Origin of the sequence: Sphingobium quisquiliarum P25 (genome assembly GCF_000445065.1) — a bacterium.
GTDB classification, from domain to species: Bacteria; Pseudomonadota; Alphaproteobacteria; order Sphingomonadales; family Sphingomonadaceae; genus Sphingobium; species Sphingobium quisquiliarum.
Genome location: NZ_ATHO01000007.1, coordinates 47,564 through 60,947, shown reverse-complemented (window position 1 = coordinate 60,947; position 13,384 = coordinate 47,564). Strand labels below are relative to the sequence as shown.

12 protein-coding genes are annotated in these 13,384 nt (G+C 64.5%); 3 read left to right on the top strand and 9 right to left on the bottom strand.

Annotated features, from left to right (window positions below):
- Nucleotides 1-4 precede the first annotated feature (4 nt).
- From mnhG to L288_RS23230, 6 genes are read right to left on the bottom strand one after another with little or no spacing between them, the layout of a single operon-like run.
- Complete coding sequence (gene mnhG, locus L288_RS23255; RefSeq protein WP_021236516.1) at nucleotides 5-352, bottom strand: monovalent cation/H(+) antiporter subunit G; 348 nt, start codon at nucleotides 350-352, stop codon at nucleotides 5-7.
- Nucleotides 349-630: a K+/H+ antiporter subunit F gene (locus tag L288_RS23250; RefSeq protein WP_021236515.1), complete on the bottom strand. Its 282-nt coding sequence runs from the start codon at nucleotides 628-630 to the stop codon at nucleotides 349-351. The genes mnhG and L288_RS23250 overlap by 4 nt, the downstream gene beginning before the upstream one ends.
- The gene (locus tag L288_RS23245) at nucleotides 627-1,109 is read right to left on the bottom strand and encodes a Na+/H+ antiporter subunit E (protein WP_021236514.1); all 483 of its coding nucleotides are present in this window, start codon (nucleotides 1,107-1,109) and stop codon (nucleotides 627-629) included. Before L288_RS23245 ends, L288_RS23250 begins: the two co-directional genes overlap by 4 nt.
- On the bottom strand, nucleotides 1,106-2,737 hold the full coding sequence (locus L288_RS23240; protein WP_021236513.1) for a monovalent cation/H+ antiporter subunit D: 1,632 nt from the start codon (nucleotides 2,735-2,737) through the stop codon (nucleotides 1,106-1,108). Before L288_RS23240 ends, L288_RS23245 begins: the two co-directional genes overlap by 4 nt.
- On the bottom strand, nucleotides 2,734-3,078 hold the full coding sequence (locus L288_RS23235) for a Na+/H+ antiporter subunit C (RefSeq protein WP_021236512.1): 345 nt from the start codon (nucleotides 3,076-3,078) through the stop codon (nucleotides 2,734-2,736). The genes L288_RS23240 and L288_RS23235 overlap by 4 nt, the downstream gene beginning before the upstream one ends.
- Nucleotides 3,078-6,011: a monovalent cation/H+ antiporter subunit A gene (locus tag L288_RS23230; protein WP_021236511.1), complete on the bottom strand. Its 2,934-nt coding sequence runs from the start codon at nucleotides 6,009-6,011 to the stop codon at nucleotides 3,078-3,080. The genes L288_RS23235 and L288_RS23230 overlap by 1 nt, the downstream gene beginning before the upstream one ends.
- Before the next feature lie 198 nt (nucleotides 6,012-6,209).
- On the opposite strand from L288_RS23230, the gene L288_RS23225 reads away from it, so the two are divergent.
- Together L288_RS23225 and L288_RS23220 are read left to right on the top strand one after the other, a co-directional pair.
- On the top strand, nucleotides 6,210-6,653 hold the full coding sequence (locus L288_RS23225) for a DUF2383 domain-containing protein (RefSeq protein WP_021236510.1): 444 nt from the start codon (nucleotides 6,210-6,212) through the stop codon (nucleotides 6,651-6,653).
- A 166-nt stretch (nucleotides 6,654-6,819) separates the two neighbouring features.
- Nucleotides 6,820-7,134, top strand: coding sequence for an alkylphosphonate utilization protein (locus L288_RS23220; RefSeq protein ID WP_021236509.1), 315 nt, complete (start codon nucleotides 6,820-6,822; stop codon nucleotides 7,132-7,134).
- 60 nt (nucleotides 7,135-7,194) lie between these two features.
- On the opposite strand, the gene L288_RS23215 is transcribed toward L288_RS23220, so the two are convergent.
- Nucleotides 7,195-9,330, bottom strand: coding sequence for a TonB-dependent receptor domain-containing protein (locus L288_RS23215; protein WP_021236508.1), 2,136 nt, complete (start codon nucleotides 9,328-9,330; stop codon nucleotides 7,195-7,197).
- A gap of 204 nt (nucleotides 9,331-9,534) precedes the next feature.
- Nucleotides 9,535-11,673: a TonB-dependent receptor plug domain-containing protein gene (locus L288_RS23210; RefSeq protein ID WP_021236507.1), complete on the bottom strand. Its 2,139-nt coding sequence runs from the start codon at nucleotides 11,671-11,673 to the stop codon at nucleotides 9,535-9,537.
- Nucleotides 11,674-11,841: 168 nt separating this feature from the next.
- Between L288_RS23210 and L288_RS43570 the strand changes: the two genes are divergently transcribed.
- Complete coding sequence (locus L288_RS43570) at nucleotides 11,842-12,030, top strand: hypothetical protein (protein WP_084465566.1); 189 nt, start codon at nucleotides 11,842-11,844, stop codon at nucleotides 12,028-12,030.
- A 9-nt stretch (nucleotides 12,031-12,039) separates the two neighbouring features.
- On the opposite strand, the gene L288_RS23205 is transcribed toward L288_RS43570, so the two are convergent.
- A complete protein-coding gene (locus L288_RS23205; RefSeq protein WP_021236506.1) occupies nucleotides 12,040-13,383 on the bottom strand; it encodes an alkaline phosphatase family protein in 1,344 nt (447 codons plus the stop codon).
- Nucleotide 13,384 lies beyond the last annotated feature (1 nt).

Sequence of the window (13,384 nt, the reverse complement as noted above, 5' to 3'; positions counted from 1 at the left end):
CCGATCACTCGTCGTCCGCGGGCACATGGGCCGCGCCCTCGCTTCGGTCCCTGTACAGGGCCGCGCGCGCCAGCAGGATCAGCGTCACGGGCGTCGTCAGCGTCACGAACAGGATGATCAGCAGTTCATGAATGACGGGCCGGGTCTGCAACACCGTGAAGCAGATCATGGATGCGGTCGCGACGAGCACCGTGCCCAGCGATGCCCCAAGCGTCGGCGCATGAACGCGGTCGTAAAATGTCTTGAGGCGGATCAATCCCAATGTCCCAACCAGCGTGAAGGCCGCTCCGGCAAAGAGCAGCAGGCCCACGATGATCGCCGCCCAGCCGGGCAGGTCCGGCGCCTGGATCATTCGATCACCTCCCCGCGCATCATGAATTTGGCCAGCGCGACCGTGCTGGTGAAGCCCAGCAAGCCTATGACGAGCGCCCCTTCGAAATAGAGGGTGCGGCCGGTCTGCACGCCATATGTGACCAGAAGCAGCATGGCGCTGACATAGAGCGTGTCCAGACCCAGCACCCGGTCCTGCGCGCGGGGGCCGCGCAGAACGCGAAAGCAGGCGCAGCCCATCGCCAGTCCCAGCAGGATCTGCGACAGGGTGATGACATAGGCCAGGGCCAGCGCGCTCATTCGAATATCTCCAGCAGCAGCCTTTCGTAGCGGTGCTTGATGAGGTCGATCCATTGCTGTTCGTCGATCAGGTCGAGCACATGGATGAGGATGACGTTGCGCCGTGGATCATGCTGCACCCACAAGGTGCCGGGCGTGGCCGTCAGGATGATCGCCAGCACCGCCAGCGCATAGGGATCGCGCAGCGCGACCGGCAGCTGGATGAAACCCGACTTGCGATCCGGCCTGCGCATCAGCACGATCTTGCCCACCGCTATGTTCGACCGGATGATATCGGCAATGACGATCCGCGCGAGCGTCAGCATCGCGCGGCAAAAGCGGATTTTCGGTCTCTCCCAGCCCAGCGGCAGCATCACGCGCGGCAGAAGCAGCGCCACGGCGGCCGCCACCAGCACATGGCCGGGCGAAAAGCCGGTCAGCAGCACCCACATCACGAAGAGGGAGAAGGCGAGGAGCGGAAAGGGAAAAAGCCTCCTCATCGCGCCGCCGCTCCCGCATCGGCGCCCGCGCGCGGCGCTGAAAGGACAGCTTCGATATAGATGGCCGGGTCGGCCAGGGCGGCGGCCGTCTGATCGAAATAACGCATCGCCGGGCCCGCCATCACCATCAGGCCGACGCATACCGCCAGCAGCAGTCCGATCGGCCCGACCTCGATGATGCTCAGCCGCGATGGCGAATCCTCGCCCGGCGTCCACAGGAGGTCGATGCCCGCGCGCGTCATCGCGACCATGGCCGCGAGCCCCGACAGGATCATGAGCGCAATCAACGCCACGTCCAGGCCGCTGATCCTGTCATGGCGGAAGAGGGCGTCGATGATGGCGAACTTGGCGATGAAGCCGGACAGGGGCGGCAGGCCGGACAGCAGCAGCGCGCAGAATATGAACCCGCCGCCCAGGATCGCGATGGTGCCGGGGATCACCACGCCGATTTCGCTTTCCTCCCCTTCCGGCGCGCCGACATATTCATCGTCGAACACCGGTTCGGCGATCCCGGCGATCATGTCCTCCTCATCCGCGTTGCGCTCCACGGGTTCTATGATCAGGTAGAGCGCGCCGACGGCCAGCGTCGAACTGACCAGATAGAAAAGCGTTGCCGCGATCAGCGCCTGTCCGCCGATCCCGATCGAGGTGAGCAGGATGCCGGACGACACCAGCACATAATAGCCCGCTATGCCGGTCAGCTGCCTGACGGACAGGATGCCGATGATGCCAAAAGCCATGGTCGCGAGGCCAGCGAAGCGCAGCCATTCGTCGGCGAACCCCGCCGCGCCCCCCGCGTCAGCCCCCAGCAGTGCGGACGACAGGCGCAGGATGACGTAGATCCCCACCTTGCTCATGATCGCGAACATCGCGGCGACGGGCGGCGCGGCGGCGGCGTAGGTTCTGGGCAGCCAGAAGCTGAGCGGCCAGATGCCGGCCTTGATGAGGAAGGCGACGCCCAGCACGGCCGCGCCGCTTTCGAACAAGGCCAGGTCCGCGCGGGCGATGGCCGGTATGCGCAACGCAAGGTCGGCGATGTTGAGCGTGCCGGTCACGCTGTAGATGATCGCTATGCCGGTCAGGAACAGCAGCGACGCGGCGATGTTGATGGTGATGTAATGCAGGCTGGCGCTGGTCCGCTCCGTCCCCGACCCGTGCAGGATAAGGCCGTAGGAGGCGGCAAGCAGCACTTCGAAGAAGACGAAGAGGTTGAAGATGTCGCCGGTCAGGAACGCGCCGTTCACGCCCATCAGCAACAGCAGGAACAGCGGATGGAAACGCGGCCCCGACCTGTCCCAGCGCGCCAGCGCGTAGAGGAGAGTGGTCAGACCCAGGACGTTGGTCAGCAGCAGCATCATTGCCGACAGCCGGTCGATCACCAGCACGATGCCGAATGGCGCGGGCCAGTTGCCCAGCAGATAGGCATAGGAGCCTGAGGGAGAATCCGGGGAACCGCCCGCGACGCGCCAGAGCAATGCCGTCGAAACCGCGACCAGCGCCACCATGGTCAGGAAGCTGAGCAGCCGCTTGAGCGTGCGCCGCCGCTCGTCAAAGGCAAGCATGACCGCGCTGGCCAGCAGCGGCAGCAGGATCGGCAGGATGATGAGATGATGCGCCCACCCGGTCACTGGTCGCCATCCTCGCCATCGACATGGTCAGTGCCGGTCAGCCCGCGCGAGGCCAGCAAAACGACCAGCAGCAGCGCCGTCGTCGCGAAGGAGATGACGATGGCGGTCAGCACCAGCGCCTGCGGCAAGGGGTCGGCATAGAGAGCGGGGTCGCTTGCCGCATCGCGCGCGACGACCGGCGGCGCGTCCGTGCGGATGCGCCCGGCGGCCAGGATGAACAGATTGACCGCATAGGCCAGCAGGGAAAGGCCAAGGATGACCTGGAACGTTCGCGGACGGAACAGCAGCCAGAGGCCGGATGCCGTCAACGTGCCGATGGCGAGCGCAAGGACGATCTCCATCAGCCTTCCCCCTGCCTGACTGCCGGGCGGGGCGGAAGGTCGTCGGGCTTGCGCGTCCGGGGCGACCGGATCGATTGGTGCGCCAGCGCGATAAGGATCAGCACGGTCGTGCCCACGACAACGGCGAAGACGCCGATATCGAAGATCAGGGCGCTGGCAAGGGGGATCGCGCCGATCAATGGTACGGTCACGTAGCGCGCTTCGCTCGTCAGGAACGGATAGCCCAGCAGCAGCGAGGCGAGACCCGTCAGCAGGGCGCAAAGCAGGCCAAGGCTGATCCAGCGGACAGGCCGGACATTCAGCCGCGCCTCCACCGAGCGCGTCCCGCTGGCCATGTAGAGGATCAGGATCGCGATCGACACGGTGACGCCCCCGGCGAACCCGCCGCCCGGCAGGTCATGGCCCCGCATGACGAGATAGAGGCCGAAGGTCAGGACAACGGGGAACAACCATTCCATGATGACACGCGGTATGAAGAGATAATGCGCGACCGTATCCCCCATCTCGGCGCCGCTGCGCGCTTTGTCGGCGGCGTTTTGCTGGCGTTGCTGATGCGGCAGTTCGACGCTTTCGGGGGCGGGCCTGAACCGGCGCAACAGGGTGAATATCGTCAGCGCGACGATCGACAGGACGGTGATTTCCCCCAGCGTGTCGAAACCGCGAAAGTCCACGAGGATGACGTTGACCACATTGGTGCCGCCCCCCTCCGGGTAGGCTTTTTCGATGAAGGCGCGTGATATCGAGTCCGGTTGCGGGCGGGTCATCATCGCATAGGTGACGGCGGCTATTCCCCCGCCTCCCAGAAGCGCGATGGCAAGGTCGCCGCCCCGCCGCAGTTTGACGGACCAGGGGTTTGGCGTGCCCTGCCACATATCGGTCCGCCGCATCGGCAGCCAGCGCAATCCGAGCAGCAGCAGGGCAAGGGTGACGATCTCCACCAGCAACTGGGTGAGGCCCAGGTCCGGCGCGGACAGCCAGACGAAGCTGATGCAGGCCGCAAGCCCCGCCACGCCAGCCAATGTGAGCGCCGCGACCCGGTGGAACTTGGCCTGCCAGGCCGCCCCGGCCGCGCATGCGCCGCCTATCATCCACAGCACGGCGAAGACGGGATCTAGCAGCGTCGTTGCCTTGTCGCCCAATGTGAAGCCGAGCAGCAGGAAAGGGATCGCGCCGCCCGCCAGCGCCGTGCCGATGATCAGACGCAACTGCACCTGCAACCGCGACGTGCCCAGAAGCCTGTGCAGCATGCGCGCGCCGTCGATGATCGTGGCCAGCGTGGCTTCGAAACCGCGCCGTCCCTTGATCCGGCCGATGATGGGGGACTGTTCGATGGCATTCAATCGGGAACCGGCGATGCGATACATGATCGCTCCGCCCAGCAAGGCGGCCATGCTCATGAGCAACGGCGCGTTGAAGCCGTGCCAGATGGCAAGGCTGTATTCCGGGGTGGCCGCGCCCAGCATCGCGCGGGCCGCCGCCGCCAGCAACGGTCCGATCGTCAGCGCCGGAATGATGCCGACCAGCAGGCAGAGCAGCACCAATATCTCGATCGGCAGGCGCATCCATGGCGGCGCTTCCTTCGGCTGGTGCGGCAGATCGCGAGGTTCCGGGCCGAAAAAGGTCTGATGGATGAACCTTATGGAATACAGCACGCTAAAGGCGCTCGCCAGCGTCGCGAGATAGGGCAGCAACTGGTCGATAATGGTCCCGCTATGCCCCTCCAGCGCTTCGGCCAGGAACATCTCCTTGGAAAGGAAGCCGTTGAGCAGCGGGACGCCCGCCATGGCCGCGGCCGCGACCATCGCCAATGTCGCCGTCACCGGCATGTAGCGTGCAAGGCCGCTCAACCGGCGCAGATCGCGCGTGCCGGTTTCATGATCGATGATCCCGGCCGCCATGAACAGCGATGCCTTGAACGTCGCGTGATTGACCGTGTGGAATATCGCGGCGACCGCCGCCAGCGGACTGCCCAGGCCCAGCAGCAGCGTGATGAGGCCAAGGTGGCTGATGGTGGAATAGGCCAGCAACCCCTTGAGGTCATGCTGGAATATCGCGGCCCAGGCCCCGATCAGCAGGGTGGCGAGGCCCGTGGTGGTAACGATCAGATACCAGGCGCCGGTGCCCGCCAGCACGGGCCATAGCAGGATGAGCAGGAAGATGCCCGCCTTCACCATGGTGGCCGAATGGAGATAGGCCGACACGGGAGTGGGCGCAGCCATGGCGTGCGGCAGCCAGAAATGGAACGGGAACTGCGCGCTCTTGGTAAAAGCGCCAAGCAGGATGAGGATGAGAGCGGGCAGGTACAGCGCGTCGGCGCGGATCTTCTCACCCGCCGCGAGCACCACGTCCAGGTCGTAGCTGCCCGCCATGCGGCCCAGCAGCAGCAGCCCCACCAGCAGGCACACGCCGCCAAAGCCAGTGACGATCAACGCCATGCGCGCGCCGTCGCGGGCGCTCTGGTTATGATGCCAGTAGCCGATCAGCAGGAAGGAAAACAGGCTGGTCAGTTCCCAGAAGAACGCGATCTGGATCAGGTTCCCGGACAGGATGATGCCCAGCATCGATCCCATGAAGGCCAGCAGGAAGGAGAAGAAGCGCGGGACGGGATCTTCCGCCGACATATAATAGCGGGCATAGAGGCTGACCAGCGCGCCGATCGCCAGCACCATCCCCGAAAACAGCAGCGTCAGGCCATCCAGGCGAACCACCAGGTTGAGGCCGAGGATCGGCAGCCACTCATATTCCTGCCGCACCGTTCCGCCACCGGCCACGGCGGGATAGAAGAATGCGATCGCCACGAGCCCGGCCAGCGCGACCATCCCCGACATCGCCGCCGCCGTCGCGCGCGCCCGCACCGGCAGCCACGCAGCGCAAAGGCTGGCGAGATAAGGAGCGGCAAGAACGAACAGGAGGAGGCGCGGGTCGGGGGTCAAAATCAGATTATCTTCAATGGCGTAGACAGGGGATGACAAACCTTATGGTGGTGATTGGATGCTCAAGGCAAGCCGCTTGGCGAGAAGATCGCTCCAGCAGGGCCATAGACGCCTTTTCCACCCAGGCGCAAACGGATAGCGGAACCCTTCCGCAACGGGCCGTGTTCCGGTCAGGGGAATATCTATCGGGAGCAGACTATGGCGAATGCAGCTGATCATGCGGTCATGCAGGCCGTGGGGGACCGGCTGATCGACACGGCCGAACTCTATGCCAGCGCGGCCAAGGTGGCAGACCAGCCCGCGCTCAAGTCACGGCTGGAGGAGACCGCGCATGACAGGATGCACATGGCCCGCGAACTGCTCGCGCAGATCGGCGTCACGGGACATGAAATGGAGGCTTCCGGGTCGCTACTTACCCTGCTCGATCATCTGCGCCTGAAGATCGACCAATGGACCGGCGGCAATGACGACGCCGCCCTGTCGAACGTGCGGCAGGAAGATCAGGAACTGGCGAACATGATCCACGGCCATATGCGCGATCCCGAAATCACCCAGGCCATGGGCGCCCTGCTGGCGAAAGTCGCGTCCTGCCTGCCGCCTCCGTCCGAAGACACCGGGCTCAAGGGGCTGGCCACGCTATGAGTTCGCCGCTTCGCAACGGCGGTGCGGCATAACGGCTCCCCTGACGCAGGATCGAATGAAAGCCTTCGCCATCGGGCACAGGCTTCCGGCCGCCGGTTAAAGCCCCCGGCGGAAACGCTTTGCCCTTGGCCCGGATCGCTTCGCTGTTGTACCGGACCCCATCATCATGGGAGGCGATATGGCTGACGAGGACTATGTGTATGACGAGGACAGCGGCGAATGGCTGCCTGCGTCCGAACTGGCGGACCGGCAAGCCGCCGCTTCGCAGCCCGAAGTGCGCGATGCGGTCGGCAACCTGCTGGCCGATGGCGATCAGGTCACGCTGATCAAGGATCTGGAGGTCAAGGGGGCGGGCCAGACATTGAAGCGCGGCACGCTGATCAAGTCCATCCGCCTCACTGGAGACGCGCAGGAAATCGACTGCCGCTACGAAGGCATAAAGGGCCTCGTTCTGAGGGCCGAGTTCGTGCGCAAACGCTGACGCTCCGCCTGCACGGCCGCAAGCCCCTGCCCCGTGCAGGACGCCTGCGGCTGTACGCCGTTAGAAATCCACGGTGGCGGAGAGCCAGAGGCGGCGGCCTTCCTGATTGATCGAATAGGCAGGCGTATAGGCCGTGGCGGACGGGCTGGTCTGATAGGGAACATAGACCGCATAGTCCGTGTCGAGGATGTTATATATCGTCGCGGACAGGCGGAAAGCGGGCGTGATCTGGTAATTGCCGCCCAGATGGAAAACTTCATAGCTGCGGAAGTCGCCGACCGCCGCCTGCTGCGCATTGTTGCCGCGATAACGGCTGGAGCGGATTTCGGCGCGAGCCCAAAGGCTGGCCTTGTCGTCCAGTTTCCAGCGAAGATTGCCGTTCAGCATATGCTTCGGCATTCCGATCAGCGGCAATCCTTCGTCCGCGCCGCTCAACTGTTCGGTTTCGGTATAGGTGTAGTTGGCCGACAGCGACAGGCTGGGCGTGAAGACAAAGCGGGTCGCGACCTCGACGCCGCGGGTGCGCGCCTTGTCGATGTTGATCGACTGGCTGAACAGGTCGACGGTCGGGAATGGGCCGACATCCAGGCAGCCGGGCCGGTTCGGCGCGCCTGAAAAGCGGCAGTTGGGGATGCCCGGTCCGCTGGCGATCTTGTCGGTGAAGTCGTTGTTGAACAGCGTCACATTGCCGCTGAAAAAGCCGTTGCCGTCATAATAGAGCCCGGCTTCATAGCTGGTGCTGATTTCCGGCTTCAGCCCCGGCGTTCCGAGCAGGGGGATGCGGCCCTGCCCGCCGAAACCGATGATGCCTTCCGCAATCTGTTCGACGCGCGGGGTCTTGTAGCCCCGGCTGACCCCGCCTTTCAGCGTGACCGCATCGGTGATGTTCCACACGGCATAGGCGCGCGGCGACCATTTGTCGCCGAAGGTCGAATGATGGTCGTAGCGCGCGCCGCCGGTGACGTTGAACCCTTCCGCCAGGGTCAGCGTGGCTTCGGCGAAACCGGCCCATTGCGTGAACTTGAACGGCTCTGGCGCGACGCCCTCGACCATGCGCGCCTTCCAATATTGGCCGCCCACGGTGAAGGCGATCGCTCCTGCTTTCCCGGCGAAGCGGGAATCGATGATGTCGTTGCGCGCCTCCAGCGTGCGGGGGCTGCCGGGGACCGCGCCTGGCGTGCCGTTGGGGATCAGGCGGCCGATCGTTTCCGTTTCGTTGCGGGTCAGCGTCGTGTCGAGCTGGCCGAAGCCGAGCCGCCAGCTATGCGCGAGCACATAATTGCTGCGGTTGAAGCGCTGCCGCGGCGCATAGCCGCCCGAACCCAGCGTGCCCAACTGCCCTTCGCTATTGTCATAGCTTTGTTCGTTGCGGTCATATTCGATCCACAGGTCATGATCGGCATGGGGGGTGAAGCTCAACCGGCCGCCATAGGTGTAGATGTCGGACTTGACCGGATTGCGGCCGAGCGTGAGCGCCGGATCGCCGGGGATGTCGATGCTGGACGCCTCGCGGTGGAAGACGCTGCCGCGCAGGGTCAGGCCGATCAGGTCAGGGACCAGCGGCCCCTGGGCAAAGCCGTTCACCGACTGGATATTGCCGAAGCGGTCATCGCCCTGGATCGTGCTTTCGGCGGTCGCGGTGCCGACCCAGCGATTGCCGACCTTGCGCGTGATGATATTGACGACGCCGCCCATCGCGTCCGATCCGTAGAGGGTGGACATGGGCCCGCGCACCACCTCGATCCGGTCGATCGCCGAAAAGGGCGGCAGGAAGCTGGTGGAGGTTTCGCCAAAGCCGTTCGGCGTCACGCCGCCGGGCGCATTCTGGCGGCGGCCGTCGATCAGGACCAGCGTATAGTCGCTGGGCATGCCGCGTATGGAGATGTTGAGGCCGCCGGTCTTGCCCGCTTCGCCGCCGACATCGACGCCCTGCACATCCTGCAAGGCTTCGGCGAGGCTGCCGAAGCGCTTTTCCTGCAACTCCTCGCGGCCGACAACGGTGATGCTGGCGGGCGCTTCGATGATATCCTGCTCATAGCCCGCCGCCGTGACCACGATCGCGCCGCCGCTCTGGTCATCAGCCTCCGCCATAGCGCTATCAGCACCCAAAGCCGGGAAAGCAATGGTGACGCCCAGGGCGATGAGGCTGGCGCGCGACAGATAGCGGCATAGCGTGCTGGATGGCGTGACGGACATGAAGCAGACCCCCTGATAATAGTGCGACTTAGTCGCATTAGAATGAGGGGGTCTGTGGGAGTGTTGGCGGCGCCGGTCAATCAGCCTGACGCCACCCAGCCTTTGCAGCAATGATTTGTTACGGATAAGAGATGATCGTTATGCTTTTATGCTCCGTCAGGTCACAATGCGCCACCCGCAGCAACATCAGGGCGACTATGACTATCAGTAGCGCACCCGCAAATTGGCGAATAATGTCCGGCCCGGTTCGGGAAAGCCATCGGTCAACGTATAATAGTCGTCGAACAGGTTCCGCCCGCCCACGCCGATCTCGACATTGTCCGTCAACGCATAGTCCACGCGCAGGGCGGCGTTCACATAAGCGCCGGTGCGGTAATAGCGTTGCGGCTGCGACGCTGGCGTTGCCGTGAACAATGTCCAGCGATTGGAAGCAAGGTCGGCGCTGGGGATGATGTGCAGCCTTTCGACCGGCGACCAGTCCAGATACACAAAGCCCTTGTGCGTGGGGACGCCGGTGGGGCGGAACAGCGGATTGGCGGCATAGTCCAGCACCCGCTTGATGCCGGTATAGTTCGCCCCGATGTCCAGACCCGGCAGGACGGTGGCGGATACGGACAATTCCACCCCGTAATAATGGCCTTTGCCGGCATTGCGGCTTTGTGACAGGCTGGTGAGCGCGCAGCCGGGCCGGGGCACGGCGGGCGGCGTCGTCGAAGCGGTGCAGGGATAGGCTGGCGTGGGCACGCTGAATATCGCATCGCGCACCCAGCTATAGAATAGCGCGCCTTCCACGCGGACCGGGCCGCTCGCCCAACTGCCGCCAATCTCCGCATTGGTGGCCCGCTCGGCTTTCAGCGCGGGGTTGGGAATGGCGGTGTTGAAGCGCTGGCTGAACCGTTCGAAAATGGTGGGGAAACGCGCGCGGGACGACAGGCTGGCATGCAGGTTGAGCGCTTCGCTTGCCCGCCAGTCGAAGCGGCCCTGAAGGTTCCATGTGTCGGCATCCCGGCGCGGATATTCGTAAAGAACGGACGCGCCCGACGTGCCCAGCGGCGCGCCATATTCCTGCGCCTTGATCAGGTTGCGCCAGTCGAAGCTGCCGCCCAGCGTGAAGCTGAGGTCCGGGCTCAGCTTCAGCTCATTTTCCAGCGCGGCCGAAAATGTCTCCTCCGTCTGGGTCTGGCGCGGTTCGGTGGTGGCGGCGCCTGCGTTGGAAAAGCTGGTCTGGAATTCGACGTGCCGGTCATGGCGGTAATGCCAGGCAAGGCGCAGCGTGTCGGCGTCGCTCGCCTGGAAATCCAGTTGCAGCGATCCGCCCCACGCCTTGTCCTCATAAGGGCTGTCGAAGGCGAAGGGGCGGCTTTGCGTCGTCAGCGTGCGATCGTTGAAGGATCGCAGGATGGAATCGAACTGGTTGTAATAGGCCCGCGTCTTCAACGTCGCGCGATCGCCCAGAGCCGTGGTGGAAAGGAAATAGACGCTGGTGATGTTCCATTCCGGCCAATCCCAGAAGCGCGGCGCCGTCACCGTGTCGCTGATGTGCAGCGGCGCGCCCTTCGATCCTTCCTGATAGGTATAGCTCAGCGCATATTCGTCGGTGGCGTTGGGGGTGAAGCCGGCCTTGGCGTTGACGCGCCAGTCTTCCGTGCGCGAAAAATCGCGCGCGCCGCCATCTTCCAGCGTCCGGTTGCGGGGCGTGAAGTCGTTGGGCAGGTCCCAATGGTCGGTGAAGCTGCGGGCATAGCTGGCCTGCGCATACCATTTGTCCTGGCGCATGCCGATCATGGCGGATGTCGAATAGCCCGCATAATCGGCGTCATTGTCGAAATTCACCGTGCCACGCACATCGATGTCGATCGCCTTGGCGGGCTTGCGCGTGACGAGGTTGATCGCGCCGCCCATCGCGCCCGGCCCGTCGAGGACGGAGGCATAGCCCTTGGCCACCTGCACCTCGGCTATGTCGGTGGTCAGGAAGCGGCCATAGTCCAGCCTGTTGTCGGCGGGCAGATAGACGCGGATGCCGTCGATCGACAGCGGAACCTGAAAACGATCGAAGCCGCGCACGAAGACAAGCCGTTCATTGCGGGTGCCGCCGCTGTTCCCCGCCGCGACGCCGGGCATAAGGTTGACGGCGTCCTCAAGCGCGGTTCGGCTGAACATATGGATGGCGTCGGACGAAAGCGTGCTGCCGTCGATTTCGATCCCCTGGGTACGCGGCGCGGTCACGATGATCTGGCCCAGCGAGAAACGGCCGGACTGATCATCCTCCGGCGCCGTTTCCGCCTGCGCCTGGGCGGTGAAAACGCTGCCTGCCAATAGCAGTGCGGCGACATGGAAACGCATGAAACCCCCTTCCCCCGGTCGTTCGACTCGATATATCCGGCCGTATATAGCTTTGAGTCGAAGAAGGAAGCCCGCAATGTCATTCCGCCGCGCTCCGTTGCCGCTCGCCGTGGTGGCGGCCCTGTTTCCCACGGCGTCGATGGCGCAGATGGATCATGGGCAACCCCAATGCGCGGCCGGGGCAGAACTGCCCGCCCCGCTCGCATCCTGGCGGAGTCCGTCGCCCATGGGCATGGGCCCAACTGTTCGGGCATTCGCAAGATGGTAGATTACTCGCTACATCCGGGCCGCTACACGCTCCAGATCGCGGCCAATAGCGAGGAGAGGCTGACGCTGCTCGTCACCCCCTCACCTTGATGACGTCCTCTATTGCTTCCACTTCAAGGCAGGCTGTTCCGCGTCAGGCAGGGCTATGCCCAATATGTCCGCCAGCGTAGGCGCGATCGCCCGCATGTCGATTTCGCGCAAGTCCCTTCCCTTCGCCACGCCCTTGCCCAGCAGCATGAAAGAGGAGCGGAGGTTGAGCGGGCCGGGAAAATAGCCGTGCATGCCCTTGACGGGGGCCGGAGCGACAATGGGCGCGTCCTTGCCCGCAAAAAGCCCCGTCACATAACCGGCGCGCAGATTGACGTAGAAGGCCGCCTGCGGATTGCCGCCCATCTTTGCAACGGCCTGCCGGTCGGCGACGCTGGCAATCCCATTGGCCGGATCGGCGGCCAGCCTGTCGAGCAATGCCTTGACCTTGGTGGCGAGCGCTTCATCCTGCGGCTGCGCCAGCATGATCGCGGCGGACCCGCCGGACAGCCACGGCATGGCGCGCCAGGACGCGATCTTGCCGTCTGCGCCCAGCGTGATCAGCCCTTCGTCGATGAAGGGGCGGAAAAGGTTGAGCGCGCTGTGGGTCGCTTCAAAGCCATGGTCGCTCGCCAGCGCGATCACGGCGCCGGGATGCGCCTGCTGTTCGGCAGCGACCAGCCGGCCGACGATCGCATCGATCTTTTCCAGCACCGCCTTCGCTTCCGGCGAGCCGGGCCCTTTCAGATGCTGCTCATGGTCGAGCGCCGTCAGATAGACCGTCACGAAATCAGGCTTGTGCGCCGCGATCAGGGCCACGGCCGCGCGGCCGCGATTTTCATCTCCGGGCAGGCTTTCGTCGATGCCCATGGCGTAGGGCTCGCCGGTCGCCTTCTCCATCTCCGCCTTTAGACCCGGCGTCGCGAGCGCCTCCAGCAGCTTGGCGTCGTCCGTATGGCCCGTGCGCCAGATTTGCGGCAGGTTCCATGTCACGCCCTTGGCGGCGACGCTGACGGGCCAATGGACGTTGCCGGTGCTGAGCCCGGCTTTCGCGGCGGCTTCCCACAGGGTCGGCACCTTGATGTCGGATGCGTACCAGTACCAGCCGCCCTGGTTGATCTGCATCGGGTCGAAGCTGTTGTTCGAGATGATGCCATGGCGCGCGGGCGCGGTGCCCGTGATCAATGTCGTATGGCTGGGGTAGGTCAATGTCGGCAGCACGCCCGTGACGCCAGAGGCATAGGCGCCCTCCTTCACGAAACGGCGCAGGTTGGGAATGGAAAGGCCGCGCTTTTCCGCCTCCAGCACGTCGCCGGGGCGAAGCCCGTCGACCGAGATCAGAAGGACAGGCTCGGCCAAAGCCGTTGCTGGCAAGGCGGCGGCGAGCAGGCAAAGGAAAGGCGCGGCCTTTTTCATT